This is a genomic window from Parvibacter caecicola (genome assembly GCF_003725335.1).
GTDB classification, from domain to species: Bacteria; Actinomycetota; Coriobacteriia; order Coriobacteriales; family Eggerthellaceae; genus Parvibacter; species Parvibacter caecicola.
The window spans coordinates 76,591-89,330 of the sequence record NZ_QIBY01000005.1; the positions used below are offsets into that span (position 1 = coordinate 76,591).

Annotated in this window: 12 protein-coding genes; 3 read left to right on the forward strand and 9 right to left on the reverse strand. The window is 61.8% G+C overall.

All coding sequences use genetic code 11. From position 1 onward, the window contains the following. Positions 1-10: 10 nt before the first annotated feature. Both DMP11_RS04725 and DMP11_RS04730 read right to left on the reverse strand, forming a co-directional pair. Positions 11-3,058 carry a molybdopterin-containing oxidoreductase family protein gene (locus DMP11_RS04725; protein ID WP_123185356.1) on the reverse strand — a complete coding sequence of 1,016 codons (3,048 nt, stop codon included), beginning with the start codon at positions 3,056-3,058 and terminating at the stop codon, positions 11-13. Positions 3,059-3,213: 155 nt separating this feature from the next. After that, positions 3,214-3,894 carry a hypothetical protein gene (locus DMP11_RS04730; RefSeq protein ID WP_136846098.1) on the reverse strand — a complete coding sequence of 227 codons (681 nt, stop codon included), beginning with the start codon at positions 3,892-3,894 and terminating at the stop codon, positions 3,214-3,216. A 222-nt stretch (positions 3,895-4,116) separates the two neighbouring features. On the opposite strand from DMP11_RS04730, the gene DMP11_RS04735 reads away from it, so the two are divergent. Genes DMP11_RS04735 through DMP11_RS04745 form a run of 3 tightly spaced genes read left to right on the forward strand, consistent with a single transcriptional unit; the run spans position 4,117 to position 6,836 of the window. Beyond that, the gene (locus tag DMP11_RS04735; protein WP_123185358.1) at positions 4,117-4,923 is read left to right on the forward strand and encodes a hypothetical protein; all 807 of its coding nucleotides are present in this window, start codon (positions 4,117-4,119) and stop codon (positions 4,921-4,923) included. Between the two features lie 3 nt (positions 4,924-4,926). Beyond that, on the forward strand, positions 4,927-5,631 hold the full coding sequence (locus DMP11_RS04740) for a TorD/DmsD family molecular chaperone (RefSeq protein ID WP_123185359.1): 705 nt from the start codon (positions 4,927-4,929) through the stop codon (positions 5,629-5,631). After that, the gene (locus tag DMP11_RS04745) at positions 5,628-6,836 is read left to right on the forward strand and encodes a 4Fe-4S dicluster domain-containing protein (protein ID WP_123185360.1); all 1,209 of its coding nucleotides are present in this window, start codon (positions 5,628-5,630) and stop codon (positions 6,834-6,836) included. The genes DMP11_RS04740 and DMP11_RS04745 overlap by 4 nt, the downstream gene beginning before the upstream one ends. A 45-nt stretch (positions 6,837-6,881) precedes the next feature. Here DMP11_RS04745 and DMP11_RS04750 read toward each other — a convergent pair whose 3' ends face one another. The 7 genes from DMP11_RS04750 to rpsG form a co-directional block, all read right to left on the reverse strand. Beyond that, positions 6,882-7,802 (reverse strand): LysR family transcriptional regulator, encoded by a 921-nt coding sequence (locus DMP11_RS04750; protein WP_161555300.1) that lies wholly within the window; start codon positions 7,800-7,802, stop codon positions 6,882-6,884. Positions 7,803-8,139: 337 nt separating this feature from the next. Further along, a complete protein-coding gene (gene rplW, locus DMP11_RS04755) occupies positions 8,140-8,424 on the reverse strand; it encodes a 50S ribosomal protein L23 (protein WP_123185362.1) in 285 nt (94 codons plus the stop codon). Further along, positions 8,424-9,050, reverse strand: a complete 627-nt coding sequence (gene rplD / locus DMP11_RS04760) for a 50S ribosomal protein L4 (RefSeq protein WP_123185363.1) — start codon at positions 9,048-9,050, stop codon at positions 8,424-8,426. The genes rplW and rplD overlap by 1 nt, the downstream gene beginning before the upstream one ends. Before the next feature lie 24 nt (positions 9,051-9,074). After that, positions 9,075-9,695, reverse strand: a complete 621-nt coding sequence (gene rplC, locus DMP11_RS04765; protein WP_123185364.1) for a 50S ribosomal protein L3 — start codon at positions 9,693-9,695, stop codon at positions 9,075-9,077. A gap of 12 nt (positions 9,696-9,707) precedes the next feature. Further along, entirely contained in the window at positions 9,708-10,016 is a 309-nt protein-coding gene (gene rpsJ / locus DMP11_RS04770; protein WP_123185365.1) for a 30S ribosomal protein S10, read from the reverse strand. A 36-nt stretch (positions 10,017-10,052) separates the two neighbouring features. Continuing rightward, positions 10,053-12,170, reverse strand: coding sequence for an elongation factor G (fusA, locus tag DMP11_RS04775; protein ID WP_123185366.1), 2,118 nt, complete (start codon positions 12,168-12,170; stop codon positions 10,053-10,055). Positions 12,171-12,191: 21 nt separating this feature from the next. Then, positions 12,192-12,662 carry a 30S ribosomal protein S7 gene (gene rpsG, locus DMP11_RS04780; protein WP_123185367.1) on the reverse strand — a complete coding sequence of 157 codons (471 nt, stop codon included), beginning with the start codon at positions 12,660-12,662 and terminating at the stop codon, positions 12,192-12,194. Positions 12,663-12,740: the final 78 nt, after the last annotated feature.

A 12,740-nucleotide genomic window follows, 5' to 3' on the forward strand; every position in this document is an offset into this window, starting at 1 on the left:
GCTCCTCCCCCTATTCACCGAAATTGTCGGGATGGATGCCCTCGGCGCCGATCTCCCACAGCTTGAGGCGCGGATCGGAGGCATCGTGGATGATTTCCGTGCCGTCATTGCCGCAGGGCACGGGGTTGCCGAAGGGACTGTTCTCTGCCGTGGCCTTGTACACCTTCACCGGATAGCAGCGCACGGTGGACGAGCCATTGTACTTGTCCTGGGCATTGCGGTCGGTGATGCAGTTGATGCAGGAGAGCGAGAAGCCCTTGTCCGCCTGTCCCAGCTCGGGATACCACCATTGATGCTCGGCGTTGATCATGCCGGGGCGAATGCCGTAGTAGAGGTCCACAGTTTCGCGCACCTTGCCCCAGGGGCTTTCGATCCACACCCAATCGCCCTGGTCGAGCCCAAGCTCGGCAGCGGTTTCGGGGTTGATCTCCATGCGGGGCGCCGGCCACAGCTCACGGCACCAGGGCAGCTGGCGATGCTCGCTGTGGAAGTACACCGGAATGCGACGGCCGGTGATGCAGGTGAGCGGGTACTCCTTGTAGGTTTCCGCGTCCGCCACCGGGCCATGCGCCGGCTCCACGTAATAGGGCAGCGCCTCGGACTTGAACCCGGGAGCCAGCTCGGGGCCGTCGGCGCCATCGGGATAATGGGACTCGATGGCGGTGCACCAGAACTCGTGCTTCATCGTGGGCGTGGGAAAGCCGGGGATGTTGATGTCCAGCTTCGTGGGCTGCTGATGCGGCGCCTTGCGGTAAGCCTGGCCCACCTCGAAGCGACGATAGGTGCCCCAGTCGTCGGGGAACACCTCCTTCATGTTCCAGGTGCCGTGCTCTTGATAGGCCTCCACGAACTCCTCCCAGGAGCTGTAGGGAGCGCAACCGCCGTTCAATTCGCTCTCGAAGCACTCGTGCTCCAGCGCCAGGATGTCGATGGTCTTGCCGGTAGCAGCCATGGCCTTTTCGTAGTTCGGGTCGTCCGGATAGGGGCTGGAGGCCAAACCGAAGTACGGGGCCAGCTCCATGAAGTACAGCGGGTCGCTCTTGCACTCTCCCGGAGGGTCAACGGCGCGGACGCACAGGCTGAAGCTGCCGCCAGAACCCTGGGCGATGCGCTGGGCATTCATTTCCAGCCAGTGGCACACCGGCAACAGAATGTCAGCGGCGCCAGAGGTGGGCGAGTGCCACAGGTTGGCCTCGAACAGGAAGTCCTGCATCAGCAGCGCCTCCCAGTTATAGGCAGCGTTGCCCATGTTCATGTGGTCGCCAGAGCCAATCATGCCGCCATGGATGTGGTACGGCGCATCGGTTTCGCGGTGCGCCGCCTCCATGGTGGCGTTGGCGTCGGCCCACACCGCGTACCAGTACAGCAGCGGGTGCTTCTCGTAACCGGCGATGCGATCGTAGATGTCCATGGGGAAGCGATCGAAGCCGATGCCGATGTCGGTGCCGGGCATCATGGCCGTGGGACCGGACTGGGTGGTCCAGCCGTTAGTGGCGCCACGCTGGCCGCCAGGGGTGTCGATGGCGCCCACCATGGCGCAGGCGGCCATGATGGCACGGCAGTTCTGGGTGGAGTTGCCAGCATGCTCGACGCCAAGGCCGTAGTTGATGCCGCCGTTGGGGATACGCGGGTCGTCGCGGGTGGCCCATTCGGTCACAGCCATCTCGATGAGGTCGGCGTCCACTGTGGTGATTTCCGACACTGTCTGGGGGTCGAAGCCCTCCAGGTACTCGGCCCACAAATCCCAAACCGGGCGGCCCTGATGGGTGCTGCCGTCCTTCAGCTTCACCTCGAACTCGCCGTAGAGGGCGGGATCGATCAGCGGATTGAATTCGGAAATGTCGTAGATCTTGCCAGGCTTCTTCGACTCGTCGTCGCGCAGGCGGGACAGATCCTGATCGAAGTAGGACGTGGACTTCTGCCAGTTCTCCCCTTCCCAATGGGCTTCGCCCACGGCCGGATGGGCCTGCCAGTAGGTCCAGCGGTTGTTCAGCTGGTCGAACACCAGGTAGCGTTGCGGATCGCCCTCGCCTTCCACTTCCCAGTCCACCATAGCGGGGTCGATGTCCGCCTCGGTGAGCAAGCGGGTTTGGTACTGCCACGGATAGCCGCCGTTTTGCACCGCCTCCATGTAACCGGTGGGGTCCATGTCGGGCACTACGATGAACGGAGCGTTGGACCAGCGCTTGATGAACGGCCAGTCCACCAGGTCTTTCTTCAGGATGATGTGGCACCAGCCTAGGGCAAGAGCGTTGTCGGTGCCAGGGCGGATGGGCAGCCAGTACTTGGCAGTGCGACCCAGGTTGGTCTGGCGCGGGTCGACGGAGATAAACGCATCGGCGCACCGGGCGACGTCAACCACTGTACGGGAAGCATCGTCGTAGTTGGACATGGACTGGTCGGTGGCCCACTGCACGAACTTGGTGGAGTGGTTGATCAGCTCCGACCAGGAATAGGCCTGCACGTTGTCCAAGCGCGAGCTGAAGTGGCGCGGGCCCTTGCACACCTGGTAGGCGGCCACGATGTTGGGGGTGCCGAAGTGGGTGAGCGCCATGCCGGCGTCGGACTGCATGCACCATTGACGGCCAGTGCCGCACCAGGTGAAGGTGGCTTCGCGGCCGTACTTGTCGGTGATTTCCATAATGTTGTCGGCGATGGTCTGATAGGCCTCGTCCCAGGTGATGCGGGTCCAACCGGGGTCGTCGTCGCCCTTGGGGTTGGTGCGCTTCATGGGGTACTTGATGCGATCGGGGTGGTAAGCCGCCTGAATGGACGCCTGCCCCTTAGAGCAATGATTGCCCATGGTGAGGAAGCAATCCTCGTCGCCCTCGGTGCGGATTACCTTGCCGTCCTGCACGTACACCCACACGCCGCATTCCACCTTGCCGCACCCACGGCAGGTGGAACGAATGCGCGTGACAGCGCCGCTGCCCGTCGTTTTCGCCTCGCCCTCGGCCAGCGCCTGCAAAGGGGCACCGGTACCGACGAAGGCAGCGACGGCCGCACTGGCTGCGGCAGTCTTGACAAACGAGCGACGCGACATTGTTAGCGTACTCATTTCCTCCTCCTTCTCTCTTGGAGTTTCCTTTGGCGAACGGCCCCGCAGCTTCCGGAGCAAAAACATCCGCCTTCCCAACGGCCATTATGGGAAGGCGGATGCGAATAAGGAAGCGATGTTTGAGAATGCTAGCGCGTTGTGATTCCTTTCGGGAATCAGTTGATTCCCCCTTGGAAGGCATACTCCTGCTGACGGCCATCGGAAAAGGAAATGCCCCAGGCGTTGTAATCGAGCGGGATGTCCGAAACGGGCGCAGGCTCGCCCTCCCCTTCCGCTTCGCACTCTTCAGCAGCCATCGCGGCCTCCTCTAGCGCTGCCCTTCGCGCCGCCAAAGAGGCAGCCGAAGGGATGGCCACTGTCGCCACTTCCCCTTCCCCAAAAGAGCCGTCGGCCATAAGCCGGCGCAGTTCTTCCACCATCGCGGCAGCACTTTCCGGAAGCCGGTTGTCCGCAAGAGCGAAGCGCACCGAAACGTTGCCGCCGAACTCCAGCTCCACCGAAGCGAAGTCCAGGTTATCGGCTCCTGCCGGGTGAAGCACCTGGTTGAACGTGCGCATGGTGTTGTTGAGGTTGCGCAGCAGGTTTTCCAGCCACAGGCTGAGCGAACCCTCCCACAGCTCCTGGGCAGCGGGGTCGGTGCAGTCCCAATAAGGACGATGCATGCGCACGCACAAGCGCAGGCAGTTGCCCTCGCCGGCCTCTTCATCCGGCAGCGGCTCAACCAGACTTTGGGCGATGATCATGAAACTGCGCTTGAATTCGCACTCCATCGCCTCCGAGCACAGCTGGGGTTCGAGAAACGCCTTGATCACCACTGAAGGTCTTGGAAGCGGCATGACGGCTCCTTCCGTCGAGGGCGCAATGCGCCGAGGCTAAACACCCGCATTGTACGCCCCAGGGCTGCGGCTGCTCTTTCGCATACGGAATCAGACGGTGCGGAATCGCCATCACCAGCAGTTTGACACTGGGTTTCACGCTTTCGTATGCTGCTTGCACGGACAACCGCCGCGGACCCAAGAGCCGGGCGGACAAAGGCAACCGTTTGATTTGGGGGATCGATGAGCAACGAAGATTTCAGCCCGCTGCAGGGCTTCGACCCATTGCAAGACTTCGCCTTCGACGACGACCTGGAAGGCGAGGCGGACCCGGGCACGCTGGACGACGGCCCGTACGGCCTGCCGGTGGGGGCCAACGCCCCCAAGCTCAGCTCAGACGCCTTCGACAAGGCGGAAAGCGCCGAGGAGCGCATCTCTACGCTGTTCGAGCGCATGGTGCCCCACACGCGCGTGCTCATGGCCATCATGGACCTGGCTCAGCAGCCCGTGGCGCCCCGAGAGGTGAACGACCAGATAACCGAACTGCAGCAGCACCATCACTCGGTGTACGCCCCCTCCACCTTCTGCGATTTGCTGGATCGCGCGGGGGCCATCTGCCAAACCAACGAAGAAGGGGTGCCTCTCAAGGATATCGAGCGGGAGCCGGACGTGGTAACGGTGGACGGCGAGGACTTCTGGATGGTGGCCCCGCCGCCAGAAGTGTTCTGGACCCTCACCGACGAGGGGCGCGCCTATTTCGACGCCTACCAGCCATTAGAGCAGATCCGCACCCTCTTCGCCGATGAGCCCCATTACGCCCACCTCTATCGCCATGTGCTGGAACAGACGGCCCTCGATGGCGGAGCAACGGTGGGCCAGCTGGACCCCTTCATCCTGGCCGACGAGGCTGCGCAAAACCCCAAGCGCTACGCCACCTACTTCATGGACAAACTTGAGCGGACGGGCGCCGTGGACTGGCAGGGTTCGTGGATGGCAACCGCCGCAGGCCGCGATTACCTGGCAGATTCCACCGATGAGAGCGAGGAGTAGACCATGGCCGAAGAAACAATTGCAAACGATTTCGAGGAGCTTGCCGATGCTTGCGAAACACGGTCGGAAACCTACGCGCTGCTCTCCCGCTTCTTCCGCACGGAAGTGGACGAGGAGTTCCTTCAGGCCCTTTGCGCCACCATGTACCCGGTGAAGTCTGGCAACGAAAAGATTGACGCGGGCCATTACGCCATCGCGAAATACCTGAGCAACGAATGGGTTGACCCGCTACGCAAGCTGGGGGTGGATTACGCCCGGGCCTTCCTGGGTGATGGCATGGACACGTATTCCTGCGCCTACCCCTACGAATCGGTCTACACCTCCCCCAAGCGGCTGCTGATGCAAGAGGCCCGCGATGAGGTGCTGGCCATCTACCGCTCTTGCGGGCTGGACAAGCAGGCGGAATGGAACGTGGGAGAAGACCACATTGCCGTAGAGCTGGAGTTCATGCGGGTACTTTGCCTGCGAAGCGCCGTCGCGCTGCGCAGCGAGGACGAGAAAGAAGCGCAGCGGCTGATTGCCACCATGGCCAACTTCTTGGACGAGCGCCTGCTTGCTTGGGCGCCCATGTTCACCGCCGATGTGCGCCGTTTTTGCAAAACCCAGTTCTACCAGGGCGTTGCCCAACTAACCGAAGGGTTCCTTGAGGCCGACCGGGAATTCCTGGCCGACGTTTTGGGGGCGAACGCGGAAGGCGACGCGCAGTGATACGCACCGATGACATGCTGTACATCATCAGCCAGATGAACAGCCCGCTGCTTGCAGTGGAAGGCAATCGCTGCGTGCTGGTGCGCCATCGCAAGGCAGAGTGCCTGCGCTGCGCCGCCGTGTGCACCACCGGGGCCATCTCACGCGCACCCGAAGGCGGCATCGCCGTAAACCCGCAGCTCTGCATTGGATGCGGCACCTGCGCCACCGTGTGCCCCAGCGGGTGCTTAGAGCCTCAGAATCCACCCGATGAAGCCCTATTCGGCACCATGGCCGAGGAGCTCACGGAAGGCGGCGCCCCCGTAGTGCTCACCTGCGCCACCGCTGCCGCCGCTGCGGGCACGCGTCCTACAGTGGAATGCCTGGGGCGCATCGACGAAACGTTCTTGGTAGAAGCCGTCGTTCGCGGGGCCGTATCCATCACGCTGATAAGCGGCAACTGCAGCGATTGCCCCCACCAGCGCGGCGGCCAGGAATGCGATGCAGCGTTGGCGTCGGCCGCTCGACTGCTGGCATGCTTCGGCCGTAATGTTCCGCTGCAGAAGCTTACGTTGGCCCAAGTTGAACCCCAGCAGGCCGCCAGCGCCCTCTCCCGCTCGGACAACCCCTCCGAATCGCCCGTCCCGCTCCCCAAACCCGCGGCCGAGGAACTGAGCTTCCAGCATGTGCAGAGCGATGGCACCCTCCCCCATTTCGTACCACAAAGACGTCTGCGGTTGTTCAACAGCTTGAAAGCCCTGGGGGAACCGTGCCAGCAAACGCTCAACACCAAGCTGTGGGGGCAAGTGAGCGTGGACACCGACATCTGCCGCTCTTGCCGCATGTGCGCTGTGTTCTGCCCGACAGCTGCCATTTCCCCCTACGACAAGTCGGATGGCTCCTTCGGCATCAGTCACCGCAGTGCGCTTTGCATGCAATGCCGACTGTGCGAAACCATCTGCCCCGAGCGGGCGATATCCGTTTCGGACGAGGTGTCCCTTGAGGAATTTCTGACAGGCAAGCAATTCCGTTTCAAGATGGACCCCATTGGCTGGAACCCCAGTGCGCCCGACTCCATATCCACCCGCATGGCCCGCTATTTCGCCACTGATGCCGTGCAAGACCCGCAGGCCACCAACAAACCCGGAGAGATGGCCGAACGGCGAGCCTACGCGCAAAAGAAAGAAGCCGCCCGCAGGGCAGCCCGGCAGGAACGGAAACAGTAGGGGCTGGCTGACAGGGGACGGGGATGGCGCCATGCCGAACCCCCGCTAATCCTCTCGATGCACCACCATGTCGCGGGCTTGGCGGTACACGTCCATCACCGCCCGCACCTTCTCTTCCTTGTCCCTCTTATATATTGCGTACAGCGGAAAGAAAGCGTCCTCGTCCGTGAAGGGCAAGGCAACCACTGGCGCCACTTCGCTCAAAAACCGCATCTGGGGGATATTGGACGAGAGGATGGAAACCTCATTCTCCCCCACCGGCGTGGTCACGTAATTGTTCTGATTGCGCCCCAGCACCGTGCGGGAAGTGGGCGTGAAACCGCGATCCTTGCACCGCTGCTCAATAATGGTCCAGCCATTGATGGAATAAGTGTCTGCGAATTTCAGCAGGCACGTATCGCGCAAAGCGTCTATGGTGAGGAACTTTCGCGAGGCCAGAGGGTGGTTTTTACTCATGAGCCCCACAAAGCGGGTACGGGTCATGGGGATGGTAACGAAACCAGCCTCCTCGCACTCCTGCGGAGACACGGACGAAAACGCGATATCTATCTCATCCTCCATCAGGAGGTCCAGGCAGTCCTTTTCAGCTTTATGAGAGTAATCCACCGGCGGGAGCCCCGCGCTTTCCAGCAACATGGTGGCAACAGAAAAAATTGACGAGAGGGTGTTGTCGTACAGCACGCCATCTACTCGCAGCGGCTCCTGCTGCTCCAAGGCCCCCAACTCTTCCTGCATGCGATCGAAAGTGTCGATAATGGTCATGGATGCGGCGGCGAATCGGCGCCCCGCCTCCGTCAGCTCCACCTTCCGGCGATCGCGATCCAACAGGCGGCAACCCAACTCGCGTTCAAGCGCGTTGATGTGCTTGCTCAGCGTAGACTGCGTAATGTAAAGCCGGCTGGCCGCTTTGGCGTAATTCAGCGTTTGCGCCAGTTCTTTGAACTCGCGCAGATAGTTCAAGTCCACGGATGTCACCCCCTTGAAAGCAAACGGAAGCACCCGTTTGCCGCCCCTCGACTTTCTTCCCCTTCTTTCGCATTCTAGCAAACGCCCCGGCCCAAAAGCTCAGGCGCGAGCCGCAAACCCAAGGCCTGTAATTCCATTACCGCATCAGAGAATGCCACCGGGGAATGAGAAGGGAGGCAAAGGAAGGGAGGCAAAGGGACAACCCTGATGTCTCATGCAACATGAGACATCAGGGTTGTCCCTTTGCCTCGCCCCCCCCCAGAGCATGAAAAAGCCCCGAGGCTCGATGATTGAACCTCGGGGCCGTGTCAGAAAGCTGGCTCAGCGCTTGGCTACACTAGGCGCTGAAGATTTCGATGGTGTCGCCTTCCTTCAGGGTCACCATGGCCTTCTTCCAGGTGCGGGTTTTGCCCGCATGATAGCGCACGCGCTTGGGCTTCGGCTTCACGTTCAGGGTGTTCACCTTGACCACCTTCACGTTGAAGATAGCCTCGATGGCCTGCGCGATTTCAACCTTGTTGGAGTCCTTGGCCACCTCGAAGGTGTAGGTGTTGTGCTCCATGAGGTCGTAGGAATGCTCGGTGATGACCGGGCGGATGATTACCTCGCGGGGGTCTTTCATTATGCCAGCACCTCCTCGATTTTCTCCAGGGCCTGCTTGGTCACCACGAGCGCCTTGTTGTCCAGGAAGTCGTAGGTGTTCATGCAGGAAGCGGGCAGGATGTTCACGCGCTGGATGTTGCGGAACGACAGGAACGTCTCCACGTCCTCGTCGCCGATCACCAGCGTAATGCGCTTGCCGTCCAGGCCGAAGGCCTTCAGGAAAGCCACCGCGTCCTTGGTGCAGGGCTTCTCGAAGCCGAAGTCGTCAACCACGATCAGCTCGCCGTCGGCCAACTTGGCGGAAAGGGCGCTGCGCATGGCCAGCTTCACTTCCTTGCGGTTGGTCTTCAGCTCGTAGGAGCGGGGATGCGGACCGAACACGGTACCGCCACCGGCCCATTGGGGAGCACGGATGGTACCCTGACGGGCGCGGCCGGTGCCCTTCTGGCGCCACGGCTTCTTGCCGCCGCCGCGCACCTGGCCACGGGTCTTGGTGTCGTGCGTGCCCTGGCGCCAAGAGGCCTGCTGCGCGCGCACCACGGAATGCATGACGTGCATGTGGGGCTCGATGGCAAACACTGCGTCGCTCAGCTCAGCGGTGCCGACAGCTGCCCCCTTCACGTCTTTGATCTCGATGGTAGTCATTCAAATCTCCTCGATAAAGTCGGATTAAGCCATGCGCACGCGCACGATGCCGTTCTTGCCGCCGGGTACGGCGCCCTTCACCAGGATGAGGTTCTGCTCCTCGTCCACGCGCACCACTTCCAGGTTGCGCACGGTAACCGTTTCGCAGCCCATGTGGCCGGGCAGGTGCAGGCCCTTGAACACGCGGGAAGGGGTGGCGCACTGGCCCACGGAACCGGGGGCGCGATGGAAGTGCGCACCATGGCCGCCCGGACCGCCGGCAAAGCCCCAGCGCTTCATAACGCCGGCGAAGCCCTTGCCCTTGGAAGTGCCGGTGACGTCCACTTTCTTCACCTCGGCGAAAGCGGCCACCGTCTGGGTGTCGCCCACCTGGTACTGGGAAGCGTCCTCCACGCGCACCTCGCGCAGGTAGCGCACCGGCTCGGTGCCCTGCTTAGCGAAGTGACCGGCCATGGGGCGGTTCACCTTCTTCGGCTTGATAGCGCCAAAGCCCATCTGCACCGCTTCGTAGCCGTCGGTGGCAGCGGTCTTCACCTGGCACACCTTGTTGGGCTCGGCCTGGATAACCGTAACGGGAATCACGGTGTCGTCTTCTGCGAAGATCTGGGTCATGCCCAGCTTCTTGCCGTAGATAGCGTTAATCATGCCCAAACCTCCTTACAGCTTGATCTCGATGTCGACACCGGCCGGCAGATCGAGGCGCATCAGGGAGTCCACCGTGTTGGGGGTGGGCTCCAGGATGTCGATGAGGCGCTTGTGGGTGCGCATCTCGAACTGCTCGCGGGAGTCTTTGTTCACATGCGGCGAACGGATGACGCAGTACAGGTTGCGCTCCGTCGGCAGCGGGATAGGTCCGGAAACCTTGGCACCCGTCTTAAGGGCGGTGTCCACGATGAGCTTGGTGGACTGATCCACGATCTCGTGATCGTAGCCCTTCAGGCGAATGCGAATCTTCTGATTAGCCACTTACCTTACCTCCAATAATGCTGCTGCGGCGCGCCCTTAGGCGTTTCCGCCAGCCTTGCTGATAATTTCTTCCGCCACGTTCTTCGGCACCGGCTCGTAGGAGTCGAACTGCATGGTGTACACAGCGCGGCCCTGAGTGCCGCTGCGAAGATCGGTAGCGTAGCCGAACATCTGGGACAGGGGCACCTTGGCCTCCACCACCAGCGCGTTGCCGCGCTTGTCCTGACCCTGGATCATGCCGCGACGAGACGGAATGTCGCCCATGACGAAGCCGGTGTACTCCTCGGGAGTTTCCACCTCCACCTTCATGACGGGCTCCAGGATAACCGGGTTGGACTTGCGCAGGGCGTCCTTGATGGCCATGGAACCGGCCACCTTGAACGCGGCTTCGGAGGAGTCCACCTCGTGGTAGGAACCGTCGATTAGCTCCACCTTGATGTCCTCCACCGGGTAGCCGGCCAGAACGCCGGTGTGCAGGGCCTCTTGGATGCCCTTGTCGATGGCGGGGATGTACTCCTTGGGCACCACGCCGCCAACAATCTTGTTGACAAACTCGTAGCCCTTGCCCGGCTCTTGCGGGTACATGTTGATGATGGCGTGGCCGTACTGACCGCGACCACCGGACTGGCGCACGAACTTGCCCTCGGCGCCCATGACCTCTTTGCCGGGGCGCTCGCGGTAGGCTACCTGCGGTTTGCCCACGTTGGCCTCAACCTTGAACTCGCGCAGCAGGCGGTCGATGATGATCTCCAGGTGCAGCTCGCCCATGCCGGCGATGATGGTCTGGCCGGTCTCGTGGTTGGTGGACACGCGGAAGGTGGGGTCTTCCTCGGCCAGCTTCTGAAGGGCGATGCCCATCTTGTCCTGCTCGGCCTTGGTCTTGGGCTCCACGGCGATGTCGATAACCGGCTCGGCGAACTCCATCGACTCCAGGATGACCGGGGCGTCCTCGGCGCACAGGGTGTCGCCGGTGGAGGTGTCCTTCAGGCCCACCACGGCCACGATGTCGCCAGCACCGCACTTGTCGATGTCGACGCGCTGGTTGGAGTGCATCTGCAGCAGACGGCCGATACGCTCCTTCTTATCCTTGGAGGCGTTCAGCACATAGCTGCCGGCATCCAGCGAACCAGAGTACACGCGCAGGTAGGTGAGCTTACCCACGTAGGGGTCGGTCATAATCTTGAAGGCCAGAGCCGAGAACGGCGCCTTCGGATCGGCCGGACGGGACTCCTCCGCGCCGGTCTCGGGGTTCTCGCCCTGGATGGCGGGAATGTCCACCGGGGAGGGCATGTAGTCCACCACGGCGTCCAGCAGCTCCTGCACGCCCTTGTTCTTGTAGGCAGAACCCACGAACACCGGGTTGATCTTGCAGTCGATGACGCCCTTGCGGATGGCGGCCTTGAACTCCTCGACCGTCACCTCTTCCTCCATCAGCACCTTCTCCATCAGGTCGTCGTCGCAGTCGGCGGCGGCCTCCAGAAGCTCCTGACGGTACATCTCGGCATCGTCCTTGAATTCGGCCGGGATCTCGGCCATGGGCTCGGGATAGGTCATGCCCTTTTCGTCGGCCTTGAAGTCCCACGCGGTCATGGTGACCAGGTCGATGACGCCCCAGAAATTGTCCTCGGCGCCCATGGGAATCTGGGCGGCAACGGCGTTGGCGTCCAGGCGGTCGCGCATGGTCTGGATGGCATGGAAGAAATCGGCGCCCACGCGGTCGTACTTGTTGATGAAAGCGATGCGGGGCACGTGGTAACGCTCGGCCTGACGCCAAACGGTTTCGGACTGGGGCTGAACGCCGGCCACGGCGTCGAACACGGCAACGGTGCCGTCCAGGACGCGCAGCGAGCGCTCCACCTCGGCGGTAAAGTCCACATGGCCGGGCGTGTCGATGATCTGGAAGCGGTACTCTTTGCCGTCGGCCTTGCCGCCGGGGTATTTCCAGAAGCAAGTGGTGGCGGCGGCGGTAATGGTTACGCCGCGCTCCTGCTCCTGCACCATCCAGTCCATCGTGGCTGCACCGTCATGGACCTCGCCGATCTTGTGGGTTTTACCCGTGTAGTAAAGAATGCGCTCGGTAGTAGTGGTTTTGCCCGCGTCGATGTGGGCCATAATACCGATGTTGCGCGTATCTTTAAGATCGATTTTAGCCATAAAAGTCAATCCTGCCTGTTCTTAGAAGCGATAGTGTGAGAAGGCGCGGTTTGCCTCGGCCATCTTGTACATATCCTCGCGCTTCTTCACGGAGGCGCCGGTGTTGTTGGAAGCGTCCATGATTTCGGCGGCAAGGCGCTGCTGCATGGTGTGCTCCTTGCGCTTGCGCGAGAAGTCCACGATCCAGCGGATGGCCAGCGTGGTGGCGCGACGGGAATTCACTTCCATCGGCACCTGGTAAGTGGCGCCGCCAACACGCTTGGGCTTGCACTCAAGGGTGGGGCGAACGTTGTCCATGGCCTTTTTGAACACGGTCAGGGGATCTTCCCCGGTCTTCTCGGCTACGATGTCGAAGGCACCGTAGACGATGTTCTCGGCGATGGACTTCTTGCCGTCCAGCAACACCTTGTTGATGAGCTGGGTGACAAGACGGTTGCTGTAACGGGCGTCCGGCGTTACTTCACGGCGGACAGCTGCTGCACGACGCGGCATACTTTTACTCCTTTTTTCCTGCGTGCTTCGAGGGAAGCCCTTCTTCCCCATTAAGGCGCTTATCCGAAGCGCCCCGCA

Coding starts and splice junctions, on each gene's coding strand:
- rplW (WP_123185362.1), bottom strand. CDS start 8,424: ATGAAAGACCCCCGCGAGGTAATCATCCGCCCGGTCATCACCGAGCAT.
- DMP11_RS04735 (WP_123185358.1), top strand. CDS start 4,117: ATGAGCAACGAAGATTTCAGCCCGCTGCAGGGCTTCGACCCATTGCAA.
- DMP11_RS04725 (WP_123185356.1), bottom strand. CDS start 3,058: ATGAGTACGCTAACAATGTCGCGTCGCTCGTTTGTCAAGACTGCCGCA.
- fusA (WP_123185366.1), bottom strand. CDS start 12,170: ATGGCTAAAATCGATCTTAAAGATACGCGCAACATCGGTATTATGGCC.
- DMP11_RS04740 (WP_123185359.1), top strand. CDS start 4,927: ATGGCCGAAGAAACAATTGCAAACGATTTCGAGGAGCTTGCCGATGCT.
- rpsG (WP_123185367.1), bottom strand. CDS start 12,662: ATGCCGCGTCGTGCAGCAGCTGTCCGCCGTGAAGTAACGCCGGACGCC.
- DMP11_RS04730 (WP_136846098.1), bottom strand. CDS start 3,894: ATGCCGCTTCCAAGACCTTCAGTGGTGATCAAGGCGTTTCTCGAACCC.
- rplD (WP_123185363.1), bottom strand. CDS start 9,050: ATGACTACCATCGAGATCAAAGACGTGAAGGGGGCAGCTGTCGGCACC.
- rplC (WP_123185364.1), bottom strand. CDS start 9,695: ATGATTAACGCTATCTACGGCAAGAAGCTGGGCATGACCCAGATCTTC.